Source organism: Microvirga sp. 2YAF29, from assembly GCF_052114605.1.
Taxonomy (GTDB): Bacteria; Pseudomonadota; Alphaproteobacteria; order Rhizobiales; family Beijerinckiaceae; genus Microvirga.
Genome location: NZ_JBFRFB010000013.1, coordinates 81738 through 96391, shown reverse-complemented (window position 1 = coordinate 96391; position 14654 = coordinate 81738). Strand labels below are relative to the sequence as shown.

The 14654-nt window shown below is 60.2% G+C and carries 17 protein-coding genes and 1 tRNA gene; 13 read left to right on the top strand and 5 right to left on the bottom strand.

Going from position 1 to position 14654, the window contains the following annotated elements; all coding sequences use genetic code 11:
- Window positions 1-143 (top strand): DNA translocase FtsK (locus AB4Y85_RS16400; protein ID WP_441985990.1); only part of this gene is annotated, 143 nt, incomplete at its 5' end.
- Window positions 144-219: 76 nt separating this feature from the next.
- Here the strand turns inward: AB4Y85_RS16400 and AB4Y85_RS16395 are convergent.
- Complete coding sequence (locus tag AB4Y85_RS16395; RefSeq protein ID WP_441985987.1) at window positions 220-633, bottom strand: DUF1236 domain-containing protein; 414 nt, start codon at window positions 631-633, stop codon at window positions 220-222.
- A 71-nt stretch (window positions 634-704) separates the two neighbouring features.
- Between AB4Y85_RS16395 and AB4Y85_RS16390 the strand changes: the two genes are divergently transcribed.
- From AB4Y85_RS16390 to AB4Y85_RS16350, 9 genes are all read left to right on the top strand, one after another.
- Window positions 705-1463, top strand: coding sequence for an SDR family oxidoreductase (locus AB4Y85_RS16390; RefSeq protein ID WP_441985986.1), 759 nt, complete (start codon window positions 705-707; stop codon window positions 1461-1463).
- 188 nt (window positions 1464-1651) lie between these two features.
- Window positions 1652-4540, top strand: a complete 2889-nt coding sequence (locus tag AB4Y85_RS16385; RefSeq protein ID WP_441985985.1) for a penicillin-binding protein 1A — start codon at window positions 1652-1654, stop codon at window positions 4538-4540.
- Window positions 4540-5568 carry a hypothetical protein gene (locus tag AB4Y85_RS16380; RefSeq protein ID WP_441985984.1) on the top strand — a complete coding sequence of 343 codons (1029 nt, stop codon included), beginning with the start codon at window positions 4540-4542 and terminating at the stop codon, window positions 5566-5568. The genes AB4Y85_RS16385 and AB4Y85_RS16380 overlap by 1 nt, the downstream gene beginning before the upstream one ends.
- A 274-nt stretch (window positions 5569-5842) precedes the next feature.
- Window positions 5843-6238: a VOC family protein gene (locus tag AB4Y85_RS16375; RefSeq protein WP_441985983.1), complete on the top strand. Its 396-nt coding sequence runs from the start codon at window positions 5843-5845 to the stop codon at window positions 6236-6238.
- A gap of 4 nt (window positions 6239-6242) precedes the next feature.
- Window positions 6243-6746: a peptide deformylase gene (locus AB4Y85_RS16370; RefSeq protein WP_441985982.1), complete on the top strand. Its 504-nt coding sequence runs from the start codon at window positions 6243-6245 to the stop codon at window positions 6744-6746.
- 34 nt (window positions 6747-6780) lie between these two features.
- A complete protein-coding gene (locus AB4Y85_RS16365) occupies window positions 6781-7005 on the top strand; it encodes a hypothetical protein (protein ID WP_441985981.1) in 225 nt (74 codons plus the stop codon).
- Between the two features lie 141 nt (window positions 7006-7146).
- Window positions 7147-7223: transfer RNA gene (locus AB4Y85_RS16360), tRNA-Asp, on the top strand.
- 495 nt (window positions 7224-7718) lie between these two features.
- Complete coding sequence (locus tag AB4Y85_RS16355) at window positions 7719-7976, top strand: hypothetical protein (protein WP_441985980.1); 258 nt, start codon at window positions 7719-7721, stop codon at window positions 7974-7976.
- Window positions 7977-8120: 144 nt separating this feature from the next.
- On the top strand, window positions 8121-8549 hold the full coding sequence (locus tag AB4Y85_RS16350) for an RNA polymerase sigma factor region1.1 domain-containing protein (RefSeq protein ID WP_441985979.1): 429 nt from the start codon (window positions 8121-8123) through the stop codon (window positions 8547-8549).
- A gap of 5 nt (window positions 8550-8554) precedes the next feature.
- Here the strand turns inward: AB4Y85_RS16350 and AB4Y85_RS16345 are convergent, their stop codons facing one another.
- Entirely contained in the window at window positions 8555-9649 is a 1095-nt protein-coding gene (locus AB4Y85_RS16345; protein ID WP_441985978.1) for a DUF882 domain-containing protein, read from the bottom strand.
- Window positions 9650-9877: 228 nt separating this feature from the next.
- Window positions 9878-10579 (bottom strand): L,D-transpeptidase, encoded by a 702-nt coding sequence (locus tag AB4Y85_RS16340; protein ID WP_441985977.1) that lies wholly within the window; start codon window positions 10577-10579, stop codon window positions 9878-9880.
- 131 nt (window positions 10580-10710) lie between these two features.
- On the opposite strand from AB4Y85_RS16340, the gene AB4Y85_RS16335 reads away from it, so the two are divergent.
- Window positions 10711-11184: a DUF2726 domain-containing protein gene (locus AB4Y85_RS16335; RefSeq protein ID WP_441985976.1), complete on the top strand. Its 474-nt coding sequence runs from the start codon at window positions 10711-10713 to the stop codon at window positions 11182-11184.
- A 73-nt stretch (window positions 11185-11257) separates the two neighbouring features.
- Here the strand turns inward: AB4Y85_RS16335 and AB4Y85_RS16330 are convergent, their stop codons facing one another.
- Window positions 11258-11557, bottom strand: coding sequence for a hypothetical protein (locus AB4Y85_RS16330; protein WP_441985975.1), 300 nt, complete (start codon window positions 11555-11557; stop codon window positions 11258-11260).
- Between the two features lie 210 nt (window positions 11558-11767).
- The gene (gene copM / locus AB4Y85_RS16325) at window positions 11768-12145 is read right to left on the bottom strand and encodes a CopM family metallochaperone (RefSeq protein ID WP_441985974.1); all 378 of its coding nucleotides are present in this window, start codon (window positions 12143-12145) and stop codon (window positions 11768-11770) included.
- Window positions 12146-12391: 246 nt separating this feature from the next.
- Between copM and AB4Y85_RS16320 the strand changes: the two genes are divergently transcribed.
- Window positions 12392-13297: an MYG1 family protein gene (locus AB4Y85_RS16320; protein WP_441985973.1), complete on the top strand. Its 906-nt coding sequence runs from the start codon at window positions 12392-12394 to the stop codon at window positions 13295-13297.
- Between the two features lie 26 nt (window positions 13298-13323).
- Window positions 13324-14472: an amidohydrolase gene (locus AB4Y85_RS16315; protein WP_441985972.1), complete on the top strand. Its 1149-nt coding sequence runs from the start codon at window positions 13324-13326 to the stop codon at window positions 14470-14472.
- Window positions 14473-14654: the final 182 nt, after the last annotated feature.

The following is a 14654-nucleotide window of genomic DNA, read 5'->3' as shown; positions in this document are numbered from 1 at the left end:
GCTACATCCAGCGTCGGCTGCAGATCGGCTACAACCGGGCGGCCTCGCTGATGGAGCGGATGGAGAACGAGGGCATCGTCGGGCCCGCAAACCATGCCGGTAAACGCGAAATCCTGATCGACCATCTGACGATGGACGATTGAGGCTCCGGCATTGTGTCAAAGAGAACAAAAAAGGCGGCTCATGGGAGCCGCCTTTTTGTTTTAGGTCTGCAAGAGATTATTCGATGACCTGCACGACCGTGCGAGTGCGCGGATCGACGAGAACCGTCTGGTCGTTCACGATGGTGTAGCTGTAGGGGTTCTGGAGGCCGACGCTCGAGGGCACGTCATAGAGGCGTACACGCGAGGGAAGAGGCTGGCCGACGACGACCTCTTCCGACATCCGCATCGAAGGACGGCGCTGGGCGACAGTGTAGGTGCGAACGCGGGTGGATTCATCCGCCGACAGCACAGTGCCTACGGCTGCACCGGCAACTCCGCCGACGGCAGCACCGATGGGGCCGCCCACGATGGCGCCGGTCACAGCGCCGCCAGCGGCACCTGCAGTGGTTCCGCTCTGACAGGCGGCGAGAGCGAGAGGGAGGGTGAGAACGGCCAGCGTGGCAGCCGAACGTAGGACACGATTGCGCATGACGGACTCCTTTCCGATTGGCAGAATGCGAACGCGAGAAAAGCTTGGCCAGTTCCATGAGGAGGGACGTCATGTCAGGAAGTTCCAAAGTTGCCATCGTCACAGGTGCGGGCAGTGGTGTCGGAAAGGCGATCGCCGCCGGGCTTGCAGAGGCAGGTTACAATGTTGTCATGGCGGGGCGGCGCAAGAAGGCCTTGGAAGAGGCTGCTGCCGAGATGGATGCGAATGGCCGCATCCCGCTGACCATTCCGACCGACGTCACCGATCCGGAATCGGTTGCGGCGCTTTTCGCCAAAACCAGGAAAGCTTACGGCAGGCTCGACCTTCTCGTGAACAATGCCGGCATTGGCGCTCCTGCGGTTCCATTGGAGGATATTTCACTTGAACAGTGGCGCAGCGTCGTCGATACGAACCTCACCGGAGCGTTCCTCTGCACGCAGGAGGCGTTCAGGATCATGAAGGCACAGGATCCACGCGGCGGGCGTATCATCAATAACGGCTCGATTTCCGCCTATGCGCCGCGCCCGTTCTCGTCGCCCTACACCGCAACGAAACATGCCATCCTGGGGCTGACGAAATCCACGTCGCTTGACGGGCGTGCCTACGACATCGCATGCGGCCAGATCGATATCGGGAATGCGGCCACCGACATGACGGCGAGAATGGCGACGGGCGTTCTTCAGCCGAACGGCACGATCACTGACGAGCCGACGATCGATCCCGTCCATGTGGCCGAGGCTGTCGTCTATATGGCAGGCCTGCCGTTGAGCGCGAATGTGCTGACCATGACGGTTATGGCCACCAAAATGCCTTTTGTGGGACGCGGGTGATCTGAAAATCGCGTGTATATGTCTAGCCGTTCCGGACGAATAGCCTAGCTTCTCCCTGAGGATGAAAGCGGTCCTAAAACAGCCGTACTATCCAGCTTACATTCAGGTTGTCTGCCATAGCGTGTTTCGGCTGTCCGGTCGCTTTCACCATGATCCGAGGGAGCCGATCGTTCAATGATGGCGGTGGAATGAGCGCTATTCTCGTCAAGATTTTTGCAACGGCCCTGACTCTGAGTCAGGTTCTCGTCGATCCTGAGTCGGTGAGAACATCGTTCGATCCTGTTGCGGATCAGGAAAGGGTTGCTCAAATCCTCAAGAGTGGCTGCACGCATATGCGCCGCGCCTTCGACATCGAGGACATCAATCTCGATGATCTGATGGTGACTGCCATGGACGATCCAGAGGCCGTCACCGGCGAGCTGAAAATTCTGCAGGGCTTGAGCTTCAGTGACCTGCATGCCAGTTACCGGCTCTTCTGTAAGAACGAGCAGGTGGAGCCTTCTCCGGTCAATCTCGGCGAGGTCGTCACTTACTATAATGGGGCTGTTGCCGATCTTCCTGATGCAGGCAAGCTGAAAGACCTCAAGTTACCTGGCGCCAGTGTCGTTCTGGACGGAGAGGGCAAAAAGTTCGCGGAAGTGTTCGAGGCAGATCACCGGCGCGTCTGGGTGCCTTTGTCGGGGATCCCGAAATCCGTGCAGCAAGCCTTCGTCTCGGCCGAGGACAAGCGCTTCTACCAGCACAAGGGAGTCGACGAGCGCGGCGTCATCCGGGCCTTCGTGAACAATCTCGCCAATCCAGGACGGCCCGCGGGCGGCTCCACGATCACGCAGCAGGTCGCCAAGAACCTGCTCGTTGGCGACGACGTGACCTATGAGCGGAAGATGCGCGAGATGATCGTGGCATCGCGGATCGAGAGCACGCTGAGCAAATCGGAGATCCTGGAGATCTATCTCAACTCCATCTATCTCGGCCGCACCTCCTGGGGCGTCGAGATGGCCGCTCGAAGCTATTTCGGCAAGAACGCCGGGGCGCTATCCGTATCCGAAGGTGCGCTCCTGGCGGGGCTTGCGAAGGGGCCGAACTATTACAACCCGGATACGCAAGCCGAGCGCGCGCGGGAGCGGATGGCCTATGTCTTGAGCCGGATGCAGGAAGATGGTTTCCTGACGCCCGATCAGGTGCAGCAGGAGGTCCAGGCGCTACCGAAGACGATACTCTTCGAGCGCCCACGCCGCACGACCGGATTTTATTTCATCGATCACATCAACCGGGATGCACGCACGCTGGCCGATATCGAGAACCTGACAGCAGGATCCTACACCGTGCTCTCGACCATCAACGCTCCCTTGCAGCAGGCGACCGAAGCCGCCTTGCAGGAAGGGCTGGCGCGTTACGAGATGAGCATCGGACGGCAGCGATTTCAGGGTGCCGAAGCCAATCTTGCCGAGGCCGTGAAGACTCTCAAGAATGCAAAGGATGCGCCGGAGCCTCCATGGCAGCGGGCTCTCAATGCCGCGCGGCTGCCGCTCTACGATGTGCAATGGCCTGCAGCTGTCGTCATCGAGAAGGGCAAGGACCGCAAGACGGGCGCCAACATTCTGCGCGTTGGATTGAGCGATGGGCGTGTGTTGCCGCTCAATGCCTGGGAGGCAGCGCGGCGCGACCTGAAGCTTTATGATGTTGTCCGCGTCCGGCTGATCGAACAGAAGGACAAGGGCGTGGCGCGCGCCGATTTGCGCACGCCCCCATCCGTGCAAGGCGCGGCTGTTGTTCTGGAAAACAAGACCGGCCGTATTCTCGCGATGGCAGGTGGCTTCTCCTATCCGTTGAGCCAACTCAACCGCGTCACCCAGGCGCAACGGCAGCCTGGTTCTGCCTTCAAGCCGCTGACATATCTTGCAGCTCTCGCGAAAGGTCTGCAACCGAACACGCTTGTCTGGGATTCTCCCGTCACTCTCCCGCCCGTGAGAGGCGAGGACGGCAGGAGGAGCGGCGATTACTGGCGACCGAAGAATTATGATGGCGGCGGCTCGGGCATCGTCACCCTGCGGAGGGCCTTGGAGAACTCGAAGAACCTCGTGACCGCGCGCCTTCTCGACGGCGGCATCGAAACCTCGCCAGAGCAAAGTCTGGAGCGGGTATGCGAGTTGGCCGTGGAGGCGCAGCTCTATCTCGAATGCACGCCGCACTATCCTTTCGTTCTCGGTGCTCAGCCGGTCCGCATCCTCGATCTCGCGGCCTTCTATGCCGCCATCGCCAATGAAGGAACGATGCCCGTGCCTCATGCCTTCGAGAGCATCGAACAGCGCGGGCGCATCATCTATAGCCGCAGATCGAAGGCCCCGGTGCGGCTCGGTTCGGCGGATGCGGCAGCCTTCTATCAGTTGAAGACCATGCTCCAGGGTGTGCTGGAGCGCGGTACGGCGCGCAATCTGAAAGCACTTGCTCCCTATGCCGCCGGAAAGACTGGCACATCGGACAATGAAAACGATGCATGGTTCGCGGGCTTCACGAATGATGTCACGGTCGTGGTCTGGGTCGGCCATGACAATGCGGAGGGCAAGCGACGGACCCTGGGGCGCGGGCAGACGGGCGCGAAGGTGTCAGCGCCCATCTTCAAGGATATCGTGGAGGCAGCCTGGGTTCATCACGCGCCGAAAACGCCCTTGAGTCCACCATCGCCGCAGGCTGCAAGGCAGCTCATCGCCATGCCGATCGATCTCAATTCGGGCGAGCGCGTCACCGACGGGCAGAGAGGGGCTTTCACCGAGTATTTCCGGCTCAACTGGTTCGGGCGCCTGAGCGAGACGCAGTACCGTCTCGTGCCGCAGGAGGAGGTCTATGCCTACCGTCATCCCGATCCATGGAGCGATGGCGACGAGCAGGGCGGCTACGATCCTTATGAGGAAGCGCCGTCTCCTCATGGTCCCGGCTGGCTCGACAGCTTGCGCCAGAATGCGCCTGCGCAGCCACGCTCCAATTACGGCTCGCGTTGGTGGTGGGAGGATGACCCTCCGCCACGGGCGCGGCGTGTCGATCCGGATTATCCCTGGGGTTCAAGGCGAGTTTATTGATGCGATTGTTTGATTGGTTGCGCTGTGGCCTGGTCGGCCTGGCGGCATTCTCCGGCTCTGCGCCAGCCTTGGCGGAATTCCGGATCGAGGACGTGCCTTTGGTGACGAGCGTCCCGCCATCCCAGTTGAAGACGAACACGATCCTGTTCAGTGACAGAAGCGGCGGCAAGTCGACCGAGGCTGAGACGGGCCTGATCCGCTTCGAGGACTGGGCGCGCGAGAACCCGCAACAGAAGCAGTTCTTGAGCCTTTTCCCGGATTATGCAGAGCCGACGATCAAGGTCTCCGTTCATGGCATCGTGAAGCCCTATACCGAGAAGCTGCATATATATGTGGCGGAAGCCCGGTTCCTGACCGGCAAAGCCGCGAGCGCCATCGATCTCACCCGCTATACCAACCTCGACGTGATCGAGAAGATCGATCCTTCCATCAAGCACCGTATCATCACGGCGGATCAGGCGCGTCCCAACACCGATCCGAAAAGCGCGCACAATCGCAATCCGAACCGGCGATGGTGCGAGGCCCCGCAAAGCATATGCATCGAGTCCCGCTACCCATTGGAAGGCAAGCTGCCGACCGGAGTTCGGCTTGCCAACAAGCTTGAGGAAGGTGGGAAGAAGATATCGGAATTCATGGAGTTCCAGAGCGAGATCAGGGTACTGCCATCGCAGGACATCGATCAGGCCGGATTGGCCAAGCTTACGGGATTGAATGCTCCGATTTCGGGGGTGCTCGAACAGACGATTTTCGACGTGAACCAGGTGATGCAGTTCGGGAAGTTGCTGGCCATATTGCAGGCGCATCCGGCAGACAGCGGCAAGACGGTTGCGACCGTCTTCATGGTGCTTGGCGTGGAAACGGATGTGTTGCAGCAGAAAAAGGAGTTCGCGAACGTCCCGGTGCTGCGCAATCTGATTCCGGCTCAGGTTCTGATGGGGAAGAGTTCCTTCAATTCCGGCAATTCCATCAGTGCCGGATTGCCAAGCTATGTACGCAATCGCATCCGTGCGATTGCCGAGCTCTTTTAGCAGGAAAAAGCCCCGTTCCAGGCAGGCTGAACGGGGCTGCGAGTTGGCGGAGGCGACAAGGGGTTGCGGGTGTGATGCCTCCGTATCAAACCAATTTATTCAGGGCATTGCGGGTTCCTTGCCATTGTGGGTAACAGCAAGCTTGGCAGGTTCACATTTTCTCGACTGCAACCAGACGTTCTCCGATTTTATCTCCCAGGTCGAAAACTGCTTCCGTCAAGCTTCCCTGCCTGCTAGTGCAAAAACGCTTCATTGAAACAGCAGGGCTCAACCCATGGCGAAGACCATCCATTCCATGATCCGGGTTCTGGACGAGCAGCGCTCGCTGGATTTCTACGGCAAGGCTTTCGGCCTCAAGACGGCCGAGCGTTTAGGCTTCGATGGCTTCACGCTCATCTATCTGAGCAATGAGGAGAGCGAGTTCGAGGTGGAGCTGACCATTAACCACGACCGGACGGAGCCTTACGCTTTGGGCGACGGTTATGGCCATCTGGCGGTGTCCGTCGATGACCTTGAGGCGGAGCATGCGCGCATGACGTCGCTTGGCCTGTCGCCACTCCCCATCAAGGAATTCATGCACGAGGGCAGGCTGCTGGCGAAGTTCTTCTTCATCCAGGACCCTGATGGCTACAAGATCGAGGTCCTGCACCGCGCCGGGCGCTACAAGTAGCTCCATGACCATCCGCCCCATCGTCCGTTTCCCAGACCCGCGCCTACGCCAGAAGGCTGAGCCTGTCCTCGCCTTCGATGGTGGGCTTGCGACCCTGGCGCGCGACCTGACCGAGACCATGCGGGCTGCGCCTGGAATCGGGATCACGGCTCCCCATATCGGAGAGCTCAGGCGCGTCGTCGTCATCCAGCTCGAAGCCGATCCTATCCCACGCATCTATATCAATCCGCATATCCTGTGGGCGTCGCCCGAAATGATCCGTCATGTGGAGGGCAGTGTCTCGATGCCGGGCGTGACGGACGAGATCGAGCGCCATGCGAGGGTTCGTGTCGGCTATCAGGGGCTCGATGGTGCCGCGCACGAGGAGGAAGCGGAAGGTCTCCTGGCTGTGTGCCATCAGCATGAGATCGATCAGCTCGACGGGATCTTCTGGATCGGCAGGCTGTCGAAGCTCAAGCGGGATCGCCTGATCAAGAAATACGAGAAACTGCAGCGCCTTCGGGCGTGACGGCGGCATCTCATCAAACTGGAGTTTCAGCTTCGTGATCGAAGTTTATCGCATCGAGACAGTCGCCTCCGAGGAGGCGGGAGGAGGGGTGATCCGGCGGATCATGGTCCGCACGGATTCCCTGGATAAGGCGAAGGAGAGGGCGCTCAAGGTTTTCTCGCTCGCCTGCCGTCCGCAATCCCGCGATCCCGAGATCCAAGCCGTGCGCATCCTCAATGGAGCCGGCTACGAGGTTTTTTCGATCAGCACACAGGACTGATCGAAGAATTTCGTCAACGCATGTGCATGACTGGACGAAAACGTCTCCAAACCATTTGACAGCATGCTCATTCACCGGTACGAGCGCACCTCCATCACTTGAAACCGGACTTCGGCCAGAGAGTGCTGGACAGGAAAATGCGCGGGCGTAGCTCAGTCGGTTAGAGTGCCGGCCTGTCACGCCGGAGGTCGCGGGTTCGAGCCCCGTCGCCCGCGCCATTTCTTCCCCTGACATTTTATCGACATCGGAAGCCTCTCGAGGCACCCTTTGTCGTGCCTCGCTCCAGGCGCCTGACAACACCTTTCGTCTTCCCCACAGCCCTCATCCTGAGGAAGTCGCGGAGCGACCGTATCGAAGGACGAGGGCGTTTCCAGAGATTGTTGGACGATCCTTCGAGACGCCAATGCGTGGCCCTCAGGATGAGATTGATGGATTGGAATCGAGAGCTCGGATGCAAGCGAGAGAAGAAGCTGCTGAAGCTACTTCATCGATTCCTCATTCAACCACGTCGCTACGCGATCTTCTCGCGTCCGTGCTTGGGGATCGCTGGAACGAAGGCGGGCCTTGTGCAGTCCATTTACTTTTCTCCGTCTTGGTGACGGGGCGTGGTTTAAAACCGCTCCATGTAAGCTGAATGACAGACTGAGCGGATCGAGCATGGACGATGTTTCAAATACCGGGACAGCGCTGCCGGGATCGTGTATGGATCGGAAATGACGAACGATGTTTCTGCCCTTCGGGCGCAATTATCCGACGAATGGCAAAAGCTTGCCATCGAACTGATTAAAAAGGGACTGCCCGCCGAGTTGATCTTCGAGACCCTGCTGACAGTGGGTCTCGCGGGGCAGGTGGAGGTGCTGGGCAAGGACGTGGCGGCAGGTCGCCTCGTGGCCATTGCAGAGCAATTGTCCGAACAGGTGTGCCGGGAAAAGGAGGCTTTGCAGGAAGCCTCGAATGCTACCAAGAACTGACTTTAGCCATTGCCTGCAAAAAAGTTCGTCGAGTTCACTCAGCCGGTGCAACACCTCGGCAGATTGCCGCGTTAAGCTCAGAAGGAGCCATGCGTGGCAGTGCGGCGCTGCTTCCTAGCAACGAATGATTGAGGTGATGTCCTCATGCAGCTGGCACCCGACAGAACTCTTCTGAACCGCTTGGCCATCCTTGGACGCGAGCGAGGACATCTCACTACGGAAGACCTGCGGCTCAATCTTCCCGTGGACAGGATGAGCGCGGAAGAGATCGCGCTGATCGTTGTGCAGCTCGAAGGATCGGGCGTGGCGGTCGAACTGGAAGACAGCCTGATCTCGCCGGCGCCTGAGCCGGCTCCACGCCGGAGCGCTGAGATCATTCCTTTCCCCAAACGTCCCACTACCGACCGAGCCCGCCCGAGGCCGGTACCGCTCAAGCCGGCGATGCCTCACCCGGTTGTGGAAGATCCGATTCAAGTCGAGGAAACGACGCCGCTGTCGCTCTGGATCTTCGCCTTGGCGGGCGTCCTGGCTTTCGTAGCCTTCACGCTGATCATTCTCGCGACTGCAATTTAGGACGGTCAGTTCGTCCGGGGTTCGGCTCCCGCCCATTGAGTAGCAGGCATGTCCGGAACACCGTCAGGCGCCCTCACCGCTGGCCCGGTGAACCGCGTCGTGCTGAGATCGTCCGCGAGCTTGGGTGCGAAGCCGTTATCGGCAAGGGCGATCCTGGGTTCGAACAGAGACCGGATTGCGGCTTTCTCATTGAAACCGAGGATGGGCTGAACCAATCCGATGCGCCGTGTCGAAGTCTTCTGCTCATCCGCCTCGCTGACAATGAGGGCATTCGGCTCCGCGACGGCGACCTGTGTCGCTTCCAGTCTCGGGCGCTGCGGCGGAAGCGGAACGACGGTCGGTTCGATTGCCGCAGCCTTTTCAGGCTCGACCGAGGCGACGACTGTCTCGCCTGCCGGGACCGGAGCGGATGCCGGCGTCTTTCGACCAAAAATATTGGCGAACAGGCTGCCGATGGAGCCTCCGCCCGCCGAGGCCTGAGTGGCGAGAGTCTCGTTGCGGGCCGCGATCTGGACACGCGCCTGTTCATAGCCGGGCAGGGGCTTTCCACTTGAAGGCAGATGAGCCGTGTTCCCGTCCGGGAAAAGGCGTGCCAATTGCTGCTGGGACATGCGCGGCCATGCGCGCACATTGCCCGTGTCCACATGGACGAAGCCCGATGAGGCGTAATAGCCGACGCCGCCATATTGCATCTTCATCGCGATTTCCCGAAGCCGCTCCGTCGTGACATCGGGCAATCGAATGTCCATCGCCTTGCCGAGCATGTGCTGGCTGTTCTCGGCCACGCCACTCGATCGCCGCCGCAGCGCTGAGTTCGTTTCGGGCGAGCGGTAGGACGAGATGATATGGATCGGCTGCCGGGAGCCGGATTCGCGATAGACTTCCCACAGAATGTCGAAGAGGCGCGGATCCATCTTCGTGGGCTTATCGTTGCGCCAATCGCGCAGGAACCAGTTGAGCTGAGTGAGAGCCTGTTCATCAAAGCGTCCGTCCCGGCGGAAAGTGACGGTGGCGGTTTCCTGGCTATGGGTGTGGAAGAAGGAGAGGCTGCGCGTCTCGCCTTCCGCATGGGCGCCGGCCCAGAATGATCCCGCCAGCAACAAGGCTGTGCAGGACGCTATCGGCGCGAAAGTAAGGATGTTTTTCCTGCTGGTAAGGCGGCTGATTGCAGGCGCACGAACTGATTCACGTCTGCCCTGCGACCCTGATGGTCGGGCAACAATATCCCACATGTCGGCTTATGTCCCGCTTCCCTTACGAGACATGTGACGGCCAACAATGGCGAAAATAGGCGCAAATGGCCTGTTCTCGCCAAGGTCGGATCAAAATCAGAGCCGGGCCGCGGTCTGATTACGTTTCGGCCGTGCGGAACCGACCACGACCACCTTCGTGCCATCCGGAACGTGGCTGTAGAGATCGATCACGTCCTGATTGATCATGCGGATGCAGCCGGAAGATACGTTTGTACCGATGGTCCACGGCTCGAAGGTGCCATGGATACGGTAGAGCGTGTCCTTGTTGCCCTGCCAGAGATAGAGGGCTCGCGCACCGAGAGGGTTGCCGGGACCGCCCGGCATTCCCGGGCCTCCCGGCAACTCACCCATCTGCTCCATCAGCTCCGGCTGGCGGCCGAACATCTCCTTGGGCGGGTACCAGTCCGGCCATTCCTGCTTATTCTTGATCACGGCATTGCCGGACCAGCCGAAGCCCGCGCGGCCCACGCCGACGCCGTAGCGCACAGCCATGCCGTCCCGCAGGACGAGATAAAGGTAGCGGCTTCGCGGATCGACAACGATGGTGCCCGGCGCCTCGCTGGTCTGGTAGGGCACGACCTTGCGCAGATAGTTGGGATCGACCCGGGTGAGATCGATGCCGGGGATCGGATAGATGTCATCGTCGATGGGCGCGTACATTACCTGATAGGTCGACCGGCTGATCGTGGCCTGTGCAAGGCTGGGGCCGGATTGAAGGCTGGAGCAGATGGCTGCGGCTGGCACACCCAGCAGGAACGAGCGCCGATTCAGATCCATCTCGCATTCTCCCAAATATTAACTCGACAGTAAGAAGACGCGGGAGCATAGGGCCGGGTTTCATCCTGCCTCACTTGAAGCGCGGCATGACAAAGCTAATAAGTTCACGAAAGCGTGGGCATTGGAGAGTGATGGTGGATTGGCAATTCGGACAGGGAGCGTGGATCGGGCTCGCAGGCATAGTCATGCTTGCCCTGCTGATGGTGTTGTACCTGTCGTGGGCCCGGCGCCCGCGCTTCAAGCGTTGCACGGTGATGACGGCCAATGAGCGTGAGTTCTACCAAAGGATTCTCAAGGCCTGCCCCGATTGTGAGATCTGGCCGCAAGTGCCGCTGCTCGCTCTTGTTCGGCCCGAGGGCAGGGAGGGCTCCCGCGCCTTCTGGACAGCTTTTCGTCAGATTTCGAACACGCGTGTGGATTGGGTGATTGCGCAAGATACGGAAGTGCTCGCGGTTATCGAACTCGACGACCGTTCCCACGACGCGAAGCGGGATGCCAGACGCGACGACATCCTGAAAGGCTGCGGCTATCGGGTGCTGCGGTTTCAATCGAAAAACCGGCCTGAGCCTCAGCAGATCCACGATGCGATCTTCACAGGGCGCTAGGCTTTAGGCGCGTGTGCTGGCCTCGAGCAGAGGGGCCGGGCAGCTCTCTTAGCCGCCCGGCCTTCAAAACAGATCAGGCTTCGTCGGCTTCGTCCGGATCGGTTACGTCGACCAGAAACATGATGTAGGGACCTTCATCCTCGTCATCATCGCTTTCCTCGTCGTCGAAATCCGCATCCTCGAACTCGGCCTTTTCGGTGTCGTTCGCAGCGCGGACGTTAAGGCTCGCAAAGCCATCCCACAGAGGAGCGCCGTTGCTCTCAAGGACCTTGAGGTCATCCTTGAAATCATCGCTCAAGAGGAGTTCGCGGGCTTCCTCCTCGTCGGCATTCGTGATGGCAATCGGCTTGTCGCTGATTGTGAGTGTGAACATGGTTCTTCCTTTCCATTTGCCCGCAGGGAATGCTCGTTAACGCACGACCCCGCCGGTTGGAACCAGGTCACGGTCGCTGAATGCGCAATGGCCAAGCTCTACACGTTCCAGGCTGGCATTGACACCTCAAAGGTGACGGGCTGCGCATCCTTCTGGAAAGGACAATCGCCCCAAAGTCTTAGGCCCCAGGGCGATGCCGAAGGTAGGGGCTTACTTAAAGCCCTTCTTTTTGAGCCATTCCCGCATCTCGGCGATCTCGCGTTCCTGTTCGCGGATTACGTCCGTCGCCCATTTGCGGATCTGCTCGTCCTTGGCGTGCTGCAGGGCAACCTTGGCCATGTCGATGGCGCCCTGATGATGGGGAATCATGCCGTGCACGAAGTCCACGTCGGAATCGCCGCTAAAGGCGATGTCCATGTCGCGATGCATTTTGGCATTGGCCTCGCGGTAGCCTTTCGTTGACGAGGCTTCGGATGAGCTCTGGCTTTGCATCGGCGTCGAGTGAGCGCCATGCGGATGGCCTTGGGCGAATGCCAGGGAAGGAACAAGCGCAACCATGGCGGCCAGCATCAGATAGCATCGTTTCATCTCGGCTCTCCTGAACGAAGGATGGGGTCTGAAGCGCCTAGACCTTCCCACCATTGCAAGGTCAAGCGGCTCCTCGCGCGGCGTGTAAGCCGAAAGAGGGGCATGAAGGTGTAGAGAAAGGGTGTATCGATGATGCCGGGTGCTATCCTGTCACCTATGGTTAAGGTTATATGCGTGGTTGTAGGGAGTTGAGTCCTACGGCTTATGAAGGAATTGGGCGGTGCCGGTGGCAAGAGGTAGGGTTTCATGAAGGTCGTTACCCATAGCGGAACCTTCCATGCCGACGATGTCTTCGCCTCTGTCGTTCTGCGCGCCGCTCTCGGCTCGTTCGATCTGGTCCGCACCCGCGATACCGATGAGATCGCTTCAGCCGATATCGTTTTCGATGTCGGCGGAATCTATGACGCCGACGCCAGGCGCTACGATCACCACATGCGGGACCTTCCTCGCCGGGAGAGCGGCACGCCCTACAGCTCGGTCGGGCTGGTCTGGCGCGATTACGGCCGGAAGGCCCTTGAAGCCTTCATTCCCGGCATCGAGGCCGATGCGGTCGAGATGGTCTGGCAGGACATCGACAGCGGCATCATCCTTTCCATCGATCAGGCGGATAACGGTGTTGCTTCCACCAGCCCCGGTCATCTGTCCCTCCTGATCGAAGCCTTCAACCCCACCTGGGACTCGGCTCAGAGTTTCGATGACGCCTTCGCCGAGGCCGCCGATTTCGCTCGCGGCATTCTCGTGCGCTCCTGCCGTCAGGCGCATGCCGAAGCGCAGGCCATAGCATTCGTGATGGCCGCCGCGCGGAAGGCGAAAGACCCGCGTGTGATCGTCTTGGATCGGAAGCTGCCGTGGGAGAAGGCGGTCTTCGAAAGTGGCCTCAACGACCTGCTCTTCGTCATCTACCCCAATGAGGATTCGACCTCCTGGTACTGCCGAACCGTGCCGCCGGAGCCGAACTCTTTCGGCCAGCGCCTTTCCCTTCCAGAGGCCTGGCGGGGATTGCAGGAAGAGGCCTTCTCGGAAGTGGCCTGCATCCCGGACGGTGTCTTCTGCCACCCGAGCGGCTTCATCTGCGGGGCGCGCTCGCAAGCCTCGACTTTCAAGCTGGCAGAGCAGGCGATTGCCGAGGGGCGGCGGATCGGCGCGATCTAGGCTCGCGGCATGAAGCGGGGAAAATCATGTTTTTGACCAACCAGGATGTGGTGGATCTCACCGAATGGCGGCGCGAATTGCACCGCGTTCCGGAGGTATCCCGGGAGGAAGCCGAGACGGCTCGCAAGGTCCAGGCTTTCCTGAAGGCCAATTGCGCCGACAGCATCATCTCCGGCCTCGGTGGACATGGGGTTGCCGGTATCTTCGCGGGAAGCGAGCCCGGACCGACAGTTATGTTCCGGGCAGAGCTCGATGCCTTGCCGATCGAGGAAATCTCCAACGCTTCCCACCGTTCGTCCGTCCCTGGTAAGGCCCATCTATGCGGTCATGACGGACACATGGCGATCCTCGCGGCATTGGCTCGCGGCCTCGGCCGCGAACGTCCGCAGCGCGGGCGCGTAATCCTGCTGTTCCAGCCTGCCGAGGAGGACGGTTCGGGAGCCGAAGCCGTTGTTGCCGATCCGAAATTCTCCGAAATCCAGCCCGATTTCGTCTTCGCGCTTCACAATCTGCCGGGCATGAAGCTCGGCAAAGTCGCGCTCATCGAAGGGCCGGTCAGCTGCGCGTCGCGAGGAATGCGCATCACGCTGACCGGCAAGACCGCCCATGCCTCCATGCCTGAAACCGGCCTCTCACCGGCCAATGCCATGGCGCGCCTGTTACCGGCGCTGACGGCGCTCGGCAGCTTCGGCCCGATGGACGAGACATTCGCCATGGTGACGGTGACCCATGCCAGGTTGGGGGAGGCCGCCTTCGGCATCGCTCCGGCCCATGGTGAAATCTGGGCGACCCTGCGGACAATGACGGATGCCGGCATGGACGATCTCGTCGCCAGGGCCGAAGGCTTGGCGAAGGATGCCGCGCGGGAGCACGGGCTTGCTCTCGAAATCACCTATGACGACATCTTCCGCCACTGCGAGAATGCACGGGAAGCAGTGGAGCAGCTGAGACGGGCGCTCGATACTGAAGGCGTGCCCCATGATCGGGGCGATCTGCCCATGCGTCCCTCCGAGGATTTCGGAAATCTCGGTGCGAAGGCTCCTGCTGCCATGTTCTTCCTGGGTGCAGGCGAGCGGCATCCAAGCCTTCACAACCCGGATTACGATTTTCCCGATGAGCTGATCGCCATCGGTTCAAGGGTGTTCATGCGCACCCTGCGCAACCTTCTCGGTTAAGGCTGTTTGGGCCGCGCGGCATCTGGATTGGCCGTATCCGGATTTGAAGGGATCGTACCCGTCGTCTCCTGGCTTTCTACCCGCCCCGGCGCAGTATCTTGAGCATTATAAGTCGAGTGCAGGGCGAAGAAGATAAGGACGATTGCCCATGCGATTGACGCAAGCGCGACCCAGCGGCGCGC

Excerpts from the sequence above, each read along its gene's own strand:
- AB4Y85_RS16395 (WP_441985987.1), bottom strand. The coding sequence starts at position 633 with ATGCGCAATCGTGTCCTACGTTCGGCTGCCACGCTGGCCGTTCTCACC.
- AB4Y85_RS16390 (WP_441985986.1), top strand. The coding sequence starts at position 705 with ATGTCAGGAAGTTCCAAAGTTGCCATCGTCACAGGTGCGGGCAGTGGT.
- AB4Y85_RS16385 (WP_441985985.1), top strand. The coding sequence starts at position 1,652 with ATGAGCGCTATTCTCGTCAAGATTTTTGCAACGGCCCTGACTCTGAGT.
- AB4Y85_RS16380 (WP_441985984.1), top strand. The coding sequence starts at position 4,540 with ATGCGATTGTTTGATTGGTTGCGCTGTGGCCTGGTCGGCCTGGCGGCA.
- AB4Y85_RS16375 (WP_441985983.1), top strand. The coding sequence starts at position 5,843 with ATGGCGAAGACCATCCATTCCATGATCCGGGTTCTGGACGAGCAGCGC.
- AB4Y85_RS16370 (WP_441985982.1), top strand. The coding sequence starts at position 6,243 with ATGACCATCCGCCCCATCGTCCGTTTCCCAGACCCGCGCCTACGCCAG.
- AB4Y85_RS16355 (WP_441985980.1), top strand. The coding sequence starts at position 7,719 with ATGACGAACGATGTTTCTGCCCTTCGGGCGCAATTATCCGACGAATGG.
- AB4Y85_RS16350 (WP_441985979.1), top strand. The coding sequence starts at position 8,121 with ATGCAGCTGGCACCCGACAGAACTCTTCTGAACCGCTTGGCCATCCTT.
- AB4Y85_RS16340 (WP_441985977.1), bottom strand. The coding sequence starts at position 10,579 with ATGGATCTGAATCGGCGCTCGTTCCTGCTGGGTGTGCCAGCCGCAGCC.
- AB4Y85_RS16335 (WP_441985976.1), top strand. The coding sequence starts at position 10,711 with ATGGTGGATTGGCAATTCGGACAGGGAGCGTGGATCGGGCTCGCAGGC.
- AB4Y85_RS16330 (WP_441985975.1), bottom strand. The coding sequence starts at position 11,557 with ATGTTCACACTCACAATCAGCGACAAGCCGATTGCCATCACGAATGCC.
- copM (WP_441985974.1), bottom strand. The coding sequence starts at position 12,145 with ATGAAACGATGCTATCTGATGCTGGCCGCCATGGTTGCGCTTGTTCCT.
- AB4Y85_RS16320 (WP_441985973.1), top strand. The coding sequence starts at position 12,392 with ATGAAGGTCGTTACCCATAGCGGAACCTTCCATGCCGACGATGTCTTC.
- AB4Y85_RS16315 (WP_441985972.1), top strand. The coding sequence starts at position 13,324 with ATGTTTTTGACCAACCAGGATGTGGTGGATCTCACCGAATGGCGGCGC.